This window comes from Pseudoalteromonas fenneropenaei (genome assembly GCF_042643375.1).
In the GTDB taxonomy this organism is placed as follows: domain Bacteria; phylum Pseudomonadota; class Gammaproteobacteria; order Enterobacterales; family Alteromonadaceae; genus Pseudoalteromonas; species Pseudoalteromonas fenneropenaei.
In genome coordinates this window covers 149121-166384 of the sequence record NZ_JBHRSD010000014.1, presented here as the reverse complement: position 1 = coordinate 166384, position 17264 = coordinate 149121, and the positions used below count along the sequence as shown (strand labels likewise).

Below are 17264 nucleotides of genomic sequence, written 5' to 3'. Positions count from 1 at the left end.
TTCATCACTTAACCACTTGCTGGCACTAACTGTGTGATAGTCAAAAATGTTGTCGTAAGTAATCAGGTAAGTTCATTACGCTAACTAATTACATATCTGCACCAGCACGCTGGTAACTAAATTGTCATGACGTTTCACTTCAGTGGCATATATTTGATAGTCAATAAACCAAACCGAGCGCAGCAAGATTTAGACTCTCGCGTGGCGCGTTTTTCGGCAGTGGGTTTAAAGCATTTCACCAAGCGTTATGGTATCCACATCTGAGGGTGAAGTTGAGTTCCCCCAAGCTACTTTGAAAACCCAACCACACTGTATAACTCCTCAACCTTAGCTAAAAAGTAGCTTCCCTTAATAATTGGGCATTGCTAAGCGTTCGACTACACTTATTTAAGTGCTATTGATGCAGTGCTGGCAAGTTAAGCACCATCAACCGGAGACCGCAACCATGAGTGAGTTTGAATCCTTGTTTGGAGGGGAAGAGCAACAGGAAGCCAGCTCAACAACATCGACTTGGAAAGTGCTTATCGTTGATGATGAGCCGGATATTCACGCGCTCACCAAATTGGCACTGTCTAACTTCAAATTTGCCGATCGCAGTTTAGTCTTTATTGACGCTTATGGCGGCCAAGAAGCCCGTGACATGTTAGAACAACATAATGATATAGCCGTTATTTTACTTGATGTGGTGATGGAAACCGACACAGCAGGGTTGGAAGTCGCGAAATGGTGTCGAGAAGTCAAAGGTAACAAGTTAACTCGCATCATTTTGCGCACAGGTCAACCTGGAAGCGCACCCGAAAAACAAGTCATGCAAAAATACGATATCAATGACTACAAAAATAAAACCGAACTCACCAGTGAACGACTTTTTGCCACCCTCCTTGGCGCGATTCGCAGTTATGATGAATTAACGCGCCATGCGGGGTTTCACCAAGCCTTGTATAACATTGTGGAATGCAACCAAGCCTTGTTGCAATCCGCCAACGCTGAACAATTCATCAACACCTTAATTCTAACCTTACCCGATATGCTGCCGTTACTCAGTCGCGCAAAAAATCAAGTTGCACTGGCACTCTACGAATGCGATAGCAACAATTGCAAACAATGGGCAAGCCACGCCGATGCCAACTGGCACGGCTTAATTGAGCGACTACCGGGTTTAGAACACACCCTCAATTTACCCCTTCAGCAGCTTAATCCACAGCAAGTGTTGATTTGGTTGCACGACCAGCAAGCCGGGGAGCGTTTATTTCTAGCACTGAATTACCCAGCCGCCATCAGTGAAGACGAAATGCTGTTACTACATACCTTAGCCTCCAGCCTTGCAACGGCATGCAACAATATTTGGCTCACTGAGACGCTCTCACAAATGAACGATGAGCTAGAACTCAAAGTGGCAGAACGCACCCAAGAACTCACCATCGCCAATCAAAAAGCAGAGCAAGCAAGCGTTGCTAAAAGTCAGTTTCTTGCCAATATGAGCCACGAAATTCGCACCCCAATGAACGCCATTTTGGGGTTTGCGCAAGTGATGGCGCGCTCTAACCAACTTGCTACGGAGCATGTTGCGACATTAGATAAAATCACCAAAGCAGGGGAGCACTTACTCGATATCATCAACGATGTGTTGGAGATCTCTAAAATTGAAGCAGGTGCCATGGTGTTAAAACCGGTGAGTTTTTCGCTGATTAATTTACTGACTGAGCTTGGCGCTATGCTGGGGCTAAAATGCGAGCAAAAGGGGCTCAAATTTATCTTTGATAATCAGGTTGGTAAAGAAGTCGCGGTGTTTGCTGACCAAAGCAAAATCCGCCAAGTGATGATAAATTTACTTGGTAATGCGGTGAAATTCACCGATTCCGGCACCATTACGCTGCGTTTAAGCTACCAGCAGTCTCAGTTTTTATTCGAAGTGATAGACTCAGGCCCAGGGATAAGCTCACACGAACAAACACGGCTATTTAGCAATTTCAGTCAAGGTGAAGCGGGTCTTGCCAAAGGTGGCACCGGACTTGGGTTGGCGATTTCAGCACGGCAAGTGAAGCTGATGGGTGGCAACCTTGCGGTTGAATCAACACTGGGGCAAGGCGCACGTTTTTACTTCAGCCTACCTTTAGATGCAAGCCACGAACCAGTAGCCCACTCTCAACAACCAGATATTATCCAACTCCAGCTCAAACCCGGCCACTTTTTGCGCGCATTGATTGTTGATGACAATCAAGACAATCGCGAGGTGTTAGCCTCAGTACTACGCGGCTGTAACATTCAATTTGATGAAGCAGCCAATGGCGCTGAAGCATTACAACGTATTCAAGATATTCAGTACGACATTGCCTTTGTCGATTTGCTGATGCCTGTGATGCGCGGCGATGAACTGATAGAGCGCCTGCGGCAAGACTCAAGATTTGATAAGCTCATTTGTATTGCGATTTCCGCATTTAGCCTCAGTCACGAAATTCAGTACTATTTAAGTATTGGTTTTAATCAGTTTATTCCCAAGCCCTACCGCTTTAAAGAGATCTATGAATGTTTAGAGCATTACTTTGCCGAACAATTTATGGTGACGCGCCAACAGCCACAACTACCTGAGCTACCACAAACCGTCGTGTGCCTTAATTATCATTTGAGTCCAGCGCTCTATGACGAAATTCAACAAGCTGCGGCGATGAACCGCCTGTCAAAAGTGCGCGAGCTCATTACCCAGGATATGTTAAATAACCCAGATAACCGCCGCTGTGCTGATTATCTACTCGGGTTTATCGAAAACTATGATATGGAAGGGTTGCTAAGCGCCCTAGGAACGGTGGACCATGCGCAATAGTGGTTTGAAACTAGCTGGCAGCAAGATCCTAGTGGTCGATGACAAAAAAGAAAACCTTGAACTCATCACCCGTATTCTTGAAGCGGAAGGCTATGAAGTGGCCTTTGCCTTAAGTGGCGAAAAGGCCCTGCATATCGCCACGCTGTATTTACCGGAACTGATCCTGTTAGACGTTATGATGCCGGGCATAGATGGCTTTGAAACGTGCCGACGAATGAAAGCGCTGAGCGACTTAAAAGACATTCCAGTGATATTTGTCACTGCCAAAACGCATATCAGCGACATAGTTGAAGCTTTCCACAGTGGCGCGGTCGATTATGTGACCAAACCTATTCGTCAAGAAGAGCTGTTAGCACGGGTGTCGACTCACTTGCAGTTACGGCAATTGTTAGTGCTGCGGGACGACTTGATAGATCAACTGCGTGAACATAATTTGGAACTGGCTGAACTGAATAAATTACGCGAAGCACAACTCGAAGAATCAGAACGGCTCAGTCATTTAGGCGAGCTTGTTGGTGAGCTCACCCATGAACTTGGTACACCTCTTGGGGTTACAAATACCGCGATTTCCAGCATGCGTGACCATCTGTTGGATATCGAAACCGCTTTTAACGCGCAATCCTTAAGTAAAGAGCAATTGCTTGAGTTTATTCATTATGGCAAAGAATGTACTAAGCTGTCTGGCTCCAGCATGCACTACGCCAACCAACTCATCGCGAGTTTTAAAGATATCGTAGTGGGAGAGTTTAACGAAGCGGTAGTAGAGTTACAGCTACATCATTACTTGAATGATATTAAACACTTACTTATGCCCAAAGTAAAACGCACACCACATCACATCGACATTAAATGCGAACCGGAGCTCGCGATTACCACCCAAGCAGGTTCACTGTCACAAGTGATCATCAACTTAGTGAACAACGCCTTATTGCATGCCTTCGCAAACGACAGCCACGGCAGCATTACCGTTTCCGCAACCCAGCAGCAAGACTGTGTAATGATCTGTATTCAAGATAACGGACAAGGCATTGACGCTGAGTTATTACCTAAAGTGTTTGATAAATACTTTACCACTCGATTAGGGTCTGGCGGCAGTGGCCTTGGACTCTTTATCGTTCGTAAGCTCGTCGAAGATAAGTTGGCTGGCAGTATTACTTTGCACAGTGAAAAAAATCAGGGCAGCTGCTTTACACTGACTTTACCACTAAAACCACCATCACATTAAAGGGTTATATTTACTCAACAGCGTAATCCGAAATATTTAGCCACTTTTTATTTAATCATTACTTAAAAATAATATATCATGACGAGCGAGCAGCAATTGCTCGGTTTTTATTTAATTTAAGGAAGAATTACCTCATGAGTCTATTTAACAAATTCAAAACCCAAGCACAATCTATTGGCTCTAGCATTAGCGAGTCTACTAGCAAACTATCTAGCGATATTATCTCTTCTTCTAAAGACAGCGCTAAACTTACTGGTCTTAAAGCTGAAATCACCTCTATCGAAGGTCAATTGAATATTGCTTACCAAGACATTGGTAAAAAATACGTAGACAACTTAGTTAAAAATAACGGCGAAAAAGTTGAGCAAGTTTTGCAAGACACACTTAACCGCATTGAACCGCTGTTAGAGCGCAAAATGGCGCTCGAAGAAGAGTTGATCGAGATTGAAAAGCTGATGAAAGATCAAATTGTTATACAGGAAAAGGCAATTTTCCAAAAAGAATTTGATGATGAGAAAGAAAAGCTAGAAAAAGCCCTGAAGCTAGATGTGATCTCACAAGGAGAGTTTGAGACCAAATTAGCTAAAGCACGTGTGAAGTTAGATAACTTCGATAATATTCGCAAAACCAAAAAGCAACATGAAATGGGCCTGATCAGCAAAGAAGAAATGCAAGAGAAGCTCGCCGCACTCGGTGCATAATGCTTACATGCATAGCTTTTTCTCGCTCATATTTTTGAGTTAAAATAAACAAACTCGATTTTATATTCGAGTTTGTTTACATAAAAATCAACATTAAACACCACTAAACTAGGCAAAAAATAGAAAATTGATTAAAAAACCTCAAGCATTGCTTAAAATCAAATATTATTCTCCTTTATTCATATCCTCATTTCAATTTCGCTCCAGTACAGCAAAATAACACTGCAATTTATAAATTTCGCAGTTAATCGGACACAATTGCGCGATGTTGGATAGTGGCAGCCTCTGTCAGTGATTTTACGTCTGCGCTTATATCGGGTTGGTGGTAAACACCAACCCATAAAACCATTAGGCTGACATGGTTTGCTCGACGCGCTTTAAGCGAATGCCCGCTCTTAACAATCGTCGCTCAACTCCAGCTATCGTAACCGGATCGAGCGACTGTGCCACAGTGAGCCATTCTAATTGGTGAGAAATGAGCGGATTGGGTGCAGAGGGCGCCGTCACTGTGTGCAAATAACTGTCGACAAACAACTGCTGGGTATGAATATCGCTCGACATCACCAATAAACCGGGATGAAGATGCTTAGTAGTTAAGGTCTCTTTTGCGATCACCATTGCAGTATTACTAACAACCAAAGCGATTTTATTGAGTAGCGCCGCTTGTAACTGCTGGCTTTGTAACATCTGCGCCGTTAATTGCGAATAATCACGCTGAGTTTCGTCCGCAAACGCCAACTTGCTCAGTTGTGAGAAAATATGGCTAGACCCTCCTTGCGCATCCGTAGATTGTGTTAAGCAAATCAGCTCGTCTGCTTGCCCAACCACTTTGGCAAGCTTCACGGCTGGTAACTGTTTGGCCACCGACAGCAATTGCCAATCACAGTTGTCAGCTAAATTAATTAGTTCAGGCCAGCTTGCGCCCTGCTCAGCCGCTTTATTGGCAACAAATTGCGTGATGCGACGAGTCGCCGCTAAGCTTTGGCTGTGGTATGCAATAGTCACATTGGCGATTGGCACTTGCTGCATTTGTAAAGATGCCACGGTCGCCACCAATAACCTCAGATCCGTCGACCTTGGATAAGGGTGATCGGTGATTTCTCCAAGCAATATCAAGGTGCGACGTGAGGTACTGGCACGATAGCCAAGCGCGCTGGCTAAGCCCTGAAAATGCTGATTAAACTGGTTTTGCTCTAATAGTCCTGCATTGACTATGGCGGCCGTCGCAACACGCCCTTGCGAAGCCTTGGCAAATGAATCCAATGCCAAACTAGCAGTACTGGTAGACAATAATCCGACCCCAAGCCCTGCTCTTTTAAGAAATGCTCTTCTCGATAGCGGTAACGCTAAGCTTTCTTTCATTGTTAACTTACCTTCTGATAAAAAACGACATACTCGGGTAATGCAGCATGTTGATTAACTCGCACTCGATGTGTTTCGCTAAAGCCGTGGGCGGCAAACTCAGTCTGCCACCCAGATAAGGACTTCTGACGTGCACGATGGGTGAGTGCCTGTTGCCAACTTTGTCCCTCTAGCAGCAGCTGCCAATCAGCAATTACAGCGGCGAAATGGCTTTGTAATGGTGCACTCACATCGTACAACCGTGTTGCTAAGATGCCGTCGGCACTAAGACAATGGTGTAGATTGCCGAGCAAAGTGGTAAACGCGGCGCTGCTATAGCGCTCAGGACTTTGGTGCAGTGCAACACAATCGAAAGCCCCTGCATTATGCTTGGTGAGCTGCTCTAGCTGCGCTAAAGGCAGCTCTTCGACACCTGCGGTGCCGACTTTAGTGGCATAATTGGGCAACAAGTAATCGGCAGCTATCGGGTTGGTTAGCGCAACTTTTGGCCCCATAATATTGGCGCAATTTTGCACTGGGTCATAATCGCTATGGGGCAAGCCAATGCTCATGTAGCCTTGTACTCGACGCGCACCAAGATGTTGATTAAACAGCTCTGCCGCATGAGCTTGCCAAGCGCTGAAACGTTGCTGATTAGTTAAAGCCAAATTTAAGGGATGCTCAGCAAGCAAAGCCTGTAACCGAGCAAACACCAGCATTTCTTCGCTTTCCTCGCCACTGATAGTCTGCGCTTTGGCGTGAATATCAATGTCTTCAAACAGATAAAACTGTGCAGCCATAAAATTCAGCAAGTGCTGATACCACTGTGGATGTTGGTATATCACTTGATAACTATGTTGCTCGCGCAATACGCTGCGTAGCAGCGGTGAAGCAGAAAGCTCCATCGTTGCCATGCTACTGAGTGCCAACGCGCCTTTGATAAAATCCCGTCGCGAAAGGGACATTATTTCTTCCTTGTACATGTGATAACTCGCGTATTTACTCAAGTCCTAAAAAACGGCGGTTTTCTGCGGGTAAATCTTTCATAGGGATTTGCGCGGCAATAACGCAAGGTTGGTCAGGCCGTGCATGCGCATAGTTTAAGGCGCCGAGTAATCCAGCATAATCCGTTACCCGCAGCCCTAGCCCGCCATTATAGACATGAGGCATATTTTCGTATTTCCAGCCATTGAGCAGCACGTAAGGCAGTGCTTCGACATCTGGCTTGGTAAAGAAGCTTTCGTCTATCAGGAATTGTTCAATCGCGTATGAACCGTTATCAATGATCACAATAATGGCCGGAATGTTATATTTCACAAACGTTGAAAACGTCTGTGCGACCATTTGGAAGCCGCCATCACCCGTTACGATAAGCGGCCGTTTGCCAGTGGCGAAATGGGCACCAAGCGCCGCTGGCGTACCTTGTCCAATAGATAGCCATACTGGGTTAGCTAAAAAGCATTGTACGTCGGTCAACGGAATATCGGCCCCAGGGAAACTCGCCAAGCAGGTATCCAAACAAACATAGTAAGGTGCTGTTACTTCAGTAATAAATTCGCCGATAGCAGCAAAGATATCATCATGACCAAGCCCAAAAGGCTTACGCGCAAGTTTACCTTGCCACTGTGCACGGCGCTCAACGTAACTCAGCCCAGCAACCGATGGGATATGACGCGCGGTGGTATTGAGTAGCGGTAAAGCATTTAAGGTTTCAAGCGCTGCGCCTAACGACAGCGCGGGCAGGACTGTTTTCCCCTGCATGGCTTTGTGATACGCAACGCGGCACAACTTATTGCCGAGCGTCACCACTAAATGACGATGATCTATGCCAAACAAACAGCCTAATGCTATCACCGCATCAGCCGATTCAACCCCTTGAGTAATGGTCGACGGCGCTAAATCACTGTCATAAACACCACAAAAAAGCGGATGATCTTCACTTACCAAAGATTTTGATAACATGGTGGTGTAAAACGGCAATTGCTGAAATTCAACAAAGCGCATCGCTTCTTCAACTAGGCCAAAGCGGATAAGCTCTGCACCCAATAGCACTACTGGCCGCGTTGCAGTACGCAACAGCGAATGAGCAGTATGGTTAAATTGTGCTTGCCCAGCCGTAAAGCGTTTTGGCGTGTATTGTAGGTTAGGTGAAAACTCGCCAATCGGCTGCTTCCACAAGTTTTGAGGAATTTCCAAATAAACCGGACCAGAACCCTCAATAGCTGTGGTCAACAACTCATCAATAATGGCTGCGGCGTTGTCGAGTGTACGAATTTCCTCAGCGGCAAGGGCGAGGCTGGCAAAAACTTTTAAATCAGTTTTGCCAAACCCTGTACCATGGGAAAAGCGCACATCATATTCAGCTTCAATTCGCCAGTCTTTATCGGTTGGGCCGCCATTTATCACAATCAAAGGCACGCGCTCGGTTAGCGCACTTGCGATACCATTGGCCATACTCAACGTGCCAACCCCGTAAGCAACCGTCACTGCGCCCAACGCACCTTGGCGGCCATATCCGTCAGCAGCATAACCCGCTTCAAGCTCATTAACGGTATTGATAAAGTGCATATCCTCGTCAGCCATTAGGGCATCGATAAAATCGGAGCAAGAAGTTCCGGGCACACCGAAGACATGGCGGCAACCCAGTTGCTTTAAGCGCAAGGTGATAAATTCTGACACCGTATAAGACATGGTATTTCCTTATTTAAACTGATTTTTTAGGTACTGAATGGTGTTCCAAGCTGAGAGTAAAGCGCCTTGGATCCATGAGTGGTATAACGAACAATGTTCACCGGCAAAGCACAGTCGGCCTTCCGGTTCTTGCATTGCAGCAAAGTAATCGTGCTGATCACTTGGATTAAAAAACGCATAGGCGCCTGCGGAGTGCGTATGATTACCCCAACTCCAACGCATCACGCTCAGAATGTCGGTGAGTTCCAGATAAGGGTGCACTTTTTTTAATTCGAGGAAGATAAATTCTTTCAACTCTAAGTTGTTCATCGTATCTATGCGCCGTGCATGTTGCCCCCAAGTGTACGATGCCAATAAATAGCTCGGCGCATTGGAAATTCTGGGATCCTTGGCGCTGGCGTTGTCGGCGGGATACCAAGTGTGGCCTAAACCCGCATCGTATATGTTACCGCCACCATAGATTTTCTCGTTAAGCTCCCAAAAACGATTTTTAGTGCGGATCAACACCTTAGTCGCGGAGTCATAATTCACTTGGGAAAATGCCCGTTGTTTAACATGACTAATGCTGTTGGCAAAATCGATTTTCCCGAGTACCCCAAACGGTAGCGTACAAATGGCAAAATCCGACGACATTATGGATTTAGTCCCATCACGCAGCTGATAGCAGACATCAACTCGGTCGCTCTGATTATGGATTCCAACCACTTTGGCGCCCTGGTAGTATTTTATTTTCCCTTGCATGGCTGCAAACATACGCTGTGGTAATAGATCCGTTCCACCCACCACTTCGTCAAATCCGTTAAACCAAACGCCCTCTAATTCTTCGCGCAAATGCTCAGTGAGCGCGGTTTGCATCAGCGTGGAAACCCCATAAATCACCGTCACATATTCTCTGGCTTCGGCACTGAGACCCGCTGCGATAAAGGCATCTTTCAAAGACATGCGGTCTAATTCAATTAACTTTGGCGAAGTAAAGCGTTTGCTATAAAGCGCCTGTTTTTCATCGAGCGTCAAGCCGTCCAATACCGAAACAACCGCCAAATGCCACATATCGTCAACGGACATCAAACGCTCACTTTCGGTCAATGCGTATTTGGCCTTTAGTGCCTCATAGCCCGCCGCATTGCGCGCCACTTTTTGGCCTCGCGCCAAAGCAAAGACCTTGTCGCTTTCTTGCACAAATGGCCGCAGTTTAAGTCCAAGTGTTTCAAGATAATAACGGGTTAAATGGTGTCCTTTTGGGATACGCATTGCGCCCAACTCAGCGTATAAAGTGTCGGACTCTCGTAAAGTGCGAATACGACCACCAATATGTTGTGGGTCTGCCTCTAACAAAGTGACCAAAACACCCAGCTTTTGTAATTCGTAAGCACAACATAATCCGGTGATCCCAGCGCCAATAATCGTCACACTGGTAGGTGCAGCAAGCGGTTTGCTGTGCCGTAGTTGTTGGAGCCCAGCAATAGCTCGCTCAATAACAAGGTTATTCATGTAATATCCTTTACAATCGGGCTTTCAGACCCTTTTTTAGCACTCTTAGCCTATTTAACACGCCCTCCCGTAGTACCACAGCCATAGCTTCGCCCAAACGCGCAAAATTGGCGTTGTTCGTCGTCACGATGAAGAGCGCATGGTGTACACGGCGTATCTGGTCGTTACCAAACCAAGATAGGCAATTTAGGGAAGGTTAAGTTCACTACAGGCAGGCGCGAATAAGGTCAGCGACCTTATGTTTGCCTGCTCGGTTATACCCTGCCAACTTGAAGTAGCTTGGGTATATAAGAACTATTAATATGTACGCAATCACATACGCACTGCAGACTTAATCGCTTCTGATAATTCTTTTGGCTGAGATAGCATTGGCAAGTGGCCTGAATTTAAAATATATAAAGAAGCTGGATTGATAGAGTTGGCAATAGCGCGCTGACTCTCTATTGATATAATCTCATCATTGAGCGCAAAGATATAATGGGTTTTAATATTATTTAAATCTTTCAAAGTAATATTAACTTCACCATCACCAGTCACTGCTGGTTCATCAACTGCATTATTCAACACTTCATCACGCACCTGTTGCGAGGTCGAATTGGTAAAGGTATTTACAAAGGCTTGTTTGTCTGTTACCCGCAGCCAACCGTCACTATAAGTGACTCCTTTAAAATAACTTTCTTCATCTTTTTTACTCAATAGCGCAAAAGGTTTAGCGCCATCAAGCGGCGCCACGGCGGTCACATAAACGAGATCTGACACCACCACTTGCGGGCACTCTTTGAGCGCCGCATGAGCAACGGCACCGCCCTGGCTATGTACGACCAAAACCACTGGTTGCGGCTTAGCGACCAAGACTTCACAGAGCGCTTTAGCTGCCACGGGCAAAGTGATGCTTTTAGGGTCAATATCCGTGTGCCGGCCGGGTAAATCCACAGCAACACTCGCAATGTTACTGTATTTTAAATAGCTTTGTACTTGCTGCCAGCCAGATGCTTTAAAATGAGCGCCGTGGACAAATACGATATTTTTTTGCACAGTATTTGTTGGTTTTGCTAAGTTTGTGTTTTGCGCCTGACTTAGGCCAGAAATAACCAATCCACTACAAGCTAAAATGAGAGTTGCACGACGTAACATAAAACCTCCTTATAATAAAACTGCGTCATGATACCCAAAACAAATACAAAACAAAATCAAAAACAGCAATTAAATTAATGATTTTTTAACATAATTAAATAAAGCAAAATAAATAATAAACTGCATTATTGACCTAGCTTATAAAAACTCATGCATTGTAGTTACAAACTCACCTTGTACGCCGTATTTCCGTGAACTGAATGCAATAGTTTTCATTTGCTTAACACTTTACTTACCTATAAGCTGATTAAGCTTTGAGCAATAACAACATGTAAAGGAGTCAATCATGACAAAACGCACATCTCACTCGCGGCGCACTTTTGCGAGTGTCGCCACGCTTGCCGCACTTGGCATAGCACAGCCTGTGTTTGCATACGACTGTACCGGTCTTGCGGCATGGCAAAGTAATGCTGTTTACACTGGCGGTTCTAAAGTCACACTTGAAAATCAAGCTTTTGAAGCAAAATGGTGGACGCAAAACCAGTCTCCAGCAACCAATAGCGATAGCTATGGTGTGTGGAAATTGCTAGGTAACTGTAGCGGTAATCAAGCCCCAACGGTTGCTATGACCTCGCCTGCCAATAACAGTGTTTTGGCTGAAAATGACAACGCTGTCCTGAGAGCGAACGCAGCAGATAGTGATGGCACTATCGCTTCGGTTGCCTTTTTTGTCGATGGGCAATTACTCAGTACAGATACCACGAGCCCATTTGAAAGCAACTGGGTGGCAACTTTAGGCCAGCACCAAATTACCGCTACAGCTACCGATAACAGCGGTGCAAGCAGCACTAGCACGGCAGTGTCGGTAACGGTGCAAGCAGCCGATGGCAATATCCCACCGACAATTAGCATTCAAAGTCCAATGAGCAATGCGCAACTTGATCTCGACACCCAAGTGACATTGAGCGTCAATGCTGCAGACAGTGATGGTGCAGTAGCCCAAGTGACATTTTGGCTTGGTGAAACCTTATTGGCGACCGACACCAGTGCGCCGTATGAGCATCAATGGCAAGCGGCACCAGTTGGTGAACACACCTTAAAAGCCATTGTCAGCGATAACCAAGGCGCCACAGCGATGAGCACGGTAAATGTTAAAGTCGTTGCGAAACAATCGGGTGGCTGCGCGGGGCTGGCTAACTATGTTGCAGGCCAAGCTTATAGCGCAGGGCAACTGGTAGCACACAACAACTTAAAATATCGCTGTGATGTCGCAGGCTGGTGTAGTTCAAACGCGACATGGGCGTATGAACCAGGTGTTGGTCAATACTGGCGCGATGCTTGGACAGAAGCCGGCCTTTGCGCCGCAGTGCCAACAGTACAATTCCAATCACCCGCCCCAGACAGCACTGTGTTACAAGGTGCAGCAACGCAAATTTCAGTAAGCGCCAATGATGCCGACGGGCAAATTAGCCAACTTGATGTCTATGCTAACAACACTTTGCTGACCTCAGTGGCACAATCTAGCACCAGTTTTAGCTGGACGCCGACCACGCTGGGTAATGTGACTTTAAAAGCGCTAGCAACAGACAACGAAGGCAATGTAGGGCAAACTGAGCAGCAGCTTACTGTGACGGATAAAGCGCTAGTGACTTCACTTACAGCACCCACTCCGGGTAGCCGTTTGGTGCTTGGTAAAGCGGCGCAGTTGCAAGCTAATGCCACAGCTCTGGCTGGGCAAATCAGTGAAGTGCGTTTTTACGCCAACGGTGTGCTGCTAGGCAGCGACAATGCCGCGCCATACCAATGGACTTATACCCCAGCAGTAGTTGGTAATGTAACGCTTAATACAGTCGCCAAAGATACCGCGGGCAATGAAGCATCAAGCCAAGGGGTGGCGGTGGAAGTGGTCGATGCACCGCTTGGTAAAACCCATAAACTGATTGGTTATTGGCATAACTTTGTTAATCCGGCTGGTTGCCCCATCCCGCTGTCAGAGATGTCACCTGCGTGGGATGTGATTGATATCGCATTTGCAGAAAACGACCGTAACTCAACTGGCACGGTTCACTTCACCCCGTTTGAAAAAGACATTCGTTCCACTTGCCCAGCGATAGATCCAGTTAAATTCAAAGCCGACATCAAAGCTCTGCAAGCGCAAGGCAAAATCTTTGTCCTGAGTTTAGGCGGCGCAGAAGGCACTATCACCTTAAATACCGACTCTGATGAAGCCAACTTTGTCAGTAGCCTTACTGCTATCGTGCAGGAATGGGGTTTTGATGGTTTAGACATTGACCTTGAAAGCGGCTCGAACTTAGTGCATGGCTCACAGATCCAAGCCCGTTTACCGCGCGCGCTAAAACAAATTGAGCAAAATCTCGGTGGCAACATGTACCTGACTATGGCACCTGAACATCCTTATGTTCACGGTGGCATGATTGCCTATTCAGGCATTTGGGGCGCTTATATTCCACTGATTGATGCGCTGCGCGATACCTTAGACTTATTGCACGTGCAGCTCTATAACAATGGCGGTTTACCTAACCCGTATGAAGCCGGCAGTGCACCAGAAGGTTCTGTGAACATGATGGTGGCCCATGCAAAAATGCTGGTTGAAGGCTTTACCCTTGCCAATGGCCAACAATTTGCACCGCTACGTGATGATCAAGTCGCGATTGGCTTGCCTTCAGGGCCAAAATCCGCCAATTCAGGGCAAGCGCCAACGGCGAATATCATCGCTGCGTTGGATTGTTTAACCAAAGGTACACAATGCGGCACCATAGTACCTGCGAAACAATACAGCCAATTCGGTGGGGTGATGACGTGGTCAATCAACTGGGATAAATACGATGGCTACAACTTCTCTAAGCCTATCGGCGATAAACTCACGCAAATGAATCAAGGTCAGTAATAATTAACCTTAGATAAGTAAGGCCAGCAGCCTCGCTGGCCTTAATTTAACTCAATTCGCTTTGTAGCTGCTCTACTAGAAAATCTAAAAACGCCCGTAACAAAGGATTCGGAAACGCCTGTTTTACATAGACCGCATAGATACTGCTGTCATGGGCATCATTTAAACTCACTCGCCACGCGGGTAATAACTGCTGTAGCTCCCCTTGTTGCAACGCTGTTTGCACCATCCAACTGGTGAGTTGCGCCACCCCTAAACCTTGAATTGCCGCCTGCAGCAAGGGTGTGCCACCCGCTGAGGTCAAATTCCCTTTCACTTGCACCCGCAAGGTTTGTTGCGGAGTTTGAAAGTGCCAGTAGGTGTTTTGTCGCCCGCGATTCAAACATAAACAGTTGTGCGCTTCTAAATCATTCGGTGTCGTGGGCTGCCCATATTTTGCAATATAGCTGGGAGCGGCCACCAGTAAAGTATGGTTGGTCACTAACTTGCGAGCAATTAAACTGGAGTCCGCCAAAGTACCAATACGAATGGCTAAATCAATATTACCACTGTATAAGTCTTGCACTTGATTATCTAAGGCTAAATCAATCTGCACCTCAGGGAAACGAGTCAAAAATTCGGTCACGAGCGGTGCTATCCAAAGTCGGCCAAAACTCTCCAACACTGATATCCTAAGCCGTCCTGCAACGGTTTGCTGAGTTTGGTCGCTAAGCTGATGCAGTTGCTGATAGTGCTGCAACATTTGCTCTGCCCCAGCAATAAACTGCTCGCCTTTTTCAGTCAGAGTTAAGGCTCTAGTACTGCGAGTAAACAAGGTCAATGCAAAATGCTGTTCAAGCTTTTCGATATTACGTGCCACCGAAGAGGGCGCCATGCCCAGCACAGCACCTGCCTTGCTAAAGCTACCTTGTTCAACCACGGTGAGAAAAATTTGGATATTGTCGATCATATCTTTGCTTAATATGCAAAACAGTTTCAGTCATTATTTGGATTCTAGCCATTTACGCAAAAGCCTACAATCCTAGTCACTTACTAACAGGAGTATTACACATGTCGAACATCAGTTATCAAGCAGTACCTGGTCGGTTATTTGACTCAATGCTGACTTTACAACAACACATCAACCACCATTGTCCTCTTGATATCAAACAATTGGAACTGATCTACTGTTATGTTTCGAGTTTAAACCAGTGCAGTTATTGCCTAGATATGCACATCAAGGAAGGCCTAGCAGCGGGCGAAACTGCACTGCGTTTACAAATGGTAGCGTTATATCGCGACTGCGACTTTTACTCAGAAAGTGAAAAAGCGTTATTGACCTTTGCGCACACGCTGACGGTGTTAACTTTACCACAAACAGAACGCGACCAAGCATTTGTGGCTTTGAAAGCATTCTTTAATGAGCAAGACATTGCTGAAATCAGCCTAGCGATTGCCCAAATCAACAGCTGGAACCGCCTAATGAAGGCGTTTGCATTCCCTGCGGGGCATTACAAAGTTAACGCTCAGTAATACCAAGGCCCTTCACCCTTGGTGAAGGGCTTTCCCTGTCAAGCCCCTTTACAGCCGTTCAGCCAACTCACCCAATAATTTGATAACAAGCGCAACGTCCTCGTCCGTGGTTGACCAATTGCTAAATGCTGCCCTTATCGCCGCGCGCCCTTGCCATCGCCCTGGGGTCATAAACACTTGCTGAGTTGCATTAATGTCGGCCAGTAATTGCCTTACTTGCGCATCATCGCCGTGCTTTAAAGCAAACACCACCACGTTTAACTCACAAGGTTTAAGCAATTGATAGGCTTGTGACTGCGCCAGCCAATCTGCTAATTGCTTGGCTTGGTTCATATTTTTCTCAATTTGCGTTTTAATGCCTGCTTTACCGTAAGTATATAAGGTTGCAAATGCAGGTAAGGCGCGAAACCGTCGCGAGTTTTCAATGCCAAGCGACATAAACGGAATTTCGTCATCATCATTCGCCAAATAAGGCGCATCCACATGGCAAGTGGCTTTCAATACATCAATATGCTGGGTTAAAAATACCCCACAATCGTACGGCACATTAAGCCATTTGTGACAGTCTAAGGTGATGCTATCAGCAAATTCTAACCCTTGAGTTTTACCGTCTGCCCCAAACACCAAACGCTCGAAAATTCCGAATGCGGCATCGACATGTAACCAAGTTTGGTATTCATGGCAAAGCGCCGCAATGGCAACTAAATCATCATAATCCGTGCCTGTCACGGTTCCGGCACTGGCAATGACTATCGCTGTACTTGCGGGGTTATTGCGTTGGTGTGCCGCCAGCTGCGCGGCTAAATCGGCCACATCCATCGCCTCAGTACCCGCTAAACGCGCCACTTGCTGACATTGCTGTTGACCAAAGCCGGCAAAGCCGAGCGCCTTTTGCATACTGGCATGGGGCGTGGCACTAAACACTTGGCACGCCACACCATAAAACCCTTGTAGCGCCACGTTAATACCTTGCTGCTGGCCGGCAAATTGCCGCGCCGTCAACGCACCAAGCACATTGGCACTGGTCGCACCGGTGGTAAATAGGCCATCAAACTGGCTTGGCAGGGCAAAGAGCTCCGTTAACCAACGTACGGTGTGCCGTTCAATTGTAGAAGCGATTGAATCACCACCCTTAGAGACATTTTGATTAAAACTACTAACCAACCAATCGGCATAGGTCGCTACAGGATTAGCGCCCCCAGTGACAAATCCCCAATACCGCGGGCCGTTGCTGGCTGATAATTGCGGCGCGATGGTGGAGTTAAATGCTTCGCAAAATCCGCTAAAACCTTGCCCTAGCTCCGGTAATGGCTGATATGGATAGTGGCTGCCCGCCACGGTGACCGGTCTTGTGGTGACATTGGCCTGCTGGCTCAACTGTTGTTGTAAAGCGGCGATTAAATCCTGCTCTGTCATGCTGTGCTCCTCACAAGTGTTGACCTAATCAGTGTAAATCGGTGAGGATTAGATAACAGATACAGATTTTTTAAATTTTTAGAT

The 17264-nt window shown here is 46.4% G+C and carries 12 protein-coding genes; 5 read left to right on the top strand and 7 right to left on the bottom strand.

The features are described 5' to 3' along the window. Positions 1 to 445: 445 nt before the first annotated feature. The 3 genes from ACFOEE_RS08935 (at position 446) to ACFOEE_RS08925 (ending at position 4747) form a co-directional block, all read left to right on the top strand. Positions 446 to 2821, top strand: a complete 2376-nt coding sequence (locus ACFOEE_RS08935; RefSeq protein WP_377123347.1) for a response regulator — start codon at positions 446 to 448, stop codon at positions 2819 to 2821. Next, positions 2811 to 4046, top strand: coding sequence for a hybrid sensor histidine kinase/response regulator (locus tag ACFOEE_RS08930; RefSeq protein ID WP_377123345.1), 1236 nt, complete (start codon positions 2811 to 2813; stop codon positions 4044 to 4046). The genes ACFOEE_RS08935 and ACFOEE_RS08930 overlap by 11 nt, the downstream gene beginning before the upstream one ends. A 134-nt stretch (positions 4047 to 4180) precedes the next feature. Continuing rightward, positions 4181 to 4747 carry a hypothetical protein gene (locus tag ACFOEE_RS08925; protein ID WP_377123343.1) on the top strand — a complete coding sequence of 189 codons (567 nt, stop codon included), beginning with the start codon at positions 4181 to 4183 and terminating at the stop codon, positions 4745 to 4747. A gap of 348 nt (positions 4748 to 5095) precedes the next feature. Here ACFOEE_RS08925 and ACFOEE_RS08920 read toward each other — a convergent pair whose 3' ends face one another. The 5 genes from ACFOEE_RS08920 to ACFOEE_RS08900 form a co-directional block, all read right to left on the bottom strand. Further along, the gene (locus ACFOEE_RS08920) at positions 5096 to 6109 is read right to left on the bottom strand and encodes a twin-arginine translocation signal domain-containing protein (protein ID WP_377123341.1); all 1014 of its coding nucleotides are present in this window, start codon (positions 6107 to 6109) and stop codon (positions 5096 to 5098) included. Between the two features lie 2 nt (positions 6110 to 6111). Further along, positions 6112 to 7053 (bottom strand): hypothetical protein, encoded by a 942-nt coding sequence (locus ACFOEE_RS08915; protein WP_377123339.1) that lies wholly within the window; start codon positions 7051 to 7053, stop codon positions 6112 to 6114. A gap of 34 nt (positions 7054 to 7087) precedes the next feature. Further along, positions 7088 to 8779 (bottom strand): thiamine pyrophosphate-binding protein, encoded by a 1692-nt coding sequence (locus tag ACFOEE_RS08910; protein ID WP_377123337.1) that lies wholly within the window; start codon positions 8777 to 8779, stop codon positions 7088 to 7090. Positions 8780 to 8788: 9 nt separating this feature from the next. Next, positions 8789 to 10270, bottom strand: coding sequence for a flavin monoamine oxidase family protein (locus ACFOEE_RS08905; protein ID WP_377123335.1), 1482 nt, complete (start codon positions 10268 to 10270; stop codon positions 8789 to 8791). Between the two features lie 312 nt (positions 10271 to 10582). Further along, on the bottom strand, positions 10583 to 11404 hold the full coding sequence (locus ACFOEE_RS08900; RefSeq protein WP_377123333.1) for an alpha/beta hydrolase: 822 nt from the start codon (positions 11402 to 11404) through the stop codon (positions 10583 to 10585). A 286-nt stretch (positions 11405 to 11690) separates the two neighbouring features. Between ACFOEE_RS08900 and ACFOEE_RS08895 the strand changes: the two genes are divergently transcribed. Further along, entirely contained in the window at positions 11691 to 14252 is a 2562-nt protein-coding gene (locus tag ACFOEE_RS08895) for an Ig-like domain-containing protein (RefSeq protein ID WP_377123331.1), read from the top strand. A gap of 46 nt (positions 14253 to 14298) precedes the next feature. On the opposite strand, the gene ACFOEE_RS08890 is transcribed toward ACFOEE_RS08895, so the two are convergent. Beyond that, complete coding sequence (locus ACFOEE_RS08890) at positions 14299 to 15201, bottom strand: LysR family transcriptional regulator (RefSeq protein WP_377123329.1); 903 nt, start codon at positions 15199 to 15201, stop codon at positions 14299 to 14301. Positions 15202 to 15302: 101 nt separating this feature from the next. Between ACFOEE_RS08890 and ACFOEE_RS08885 the strand changes: the two genes are divergently transcribed. Continuing rightward, positions 15303 to 15764 carry a carboxymuconolactone decarboxylase family protein gene (locus ACFOEE_RS08885; RefSeq protein ID WP_377123327.1) on the top strand — a complete coding sequence of 154 codons (462 nt, stop codon included), beginning with the start codon at positions 15303 to 15305 and terminating at the stop codon, positions 15762 to 15764. Positions 15765 to 15812: 48 nt separating this feature from the next. Here the strand turns inward: ACFOEE_RS08885 and ACFOEE_RS08880 are convergent, their stop codons facing one another. After that, entirely contained in the window at positions 15813 to 17180 is a 1368-nt protein-coding gene (locus tag ACFOEE_RS08880; RefSeq protein ID WP_377123325.1) for a pyridoxal phosphate-dependent decarboxylase family protein, read from the bottom strand. Positions 17181 to 17264 lie beyond the last annotated feature (84 nt).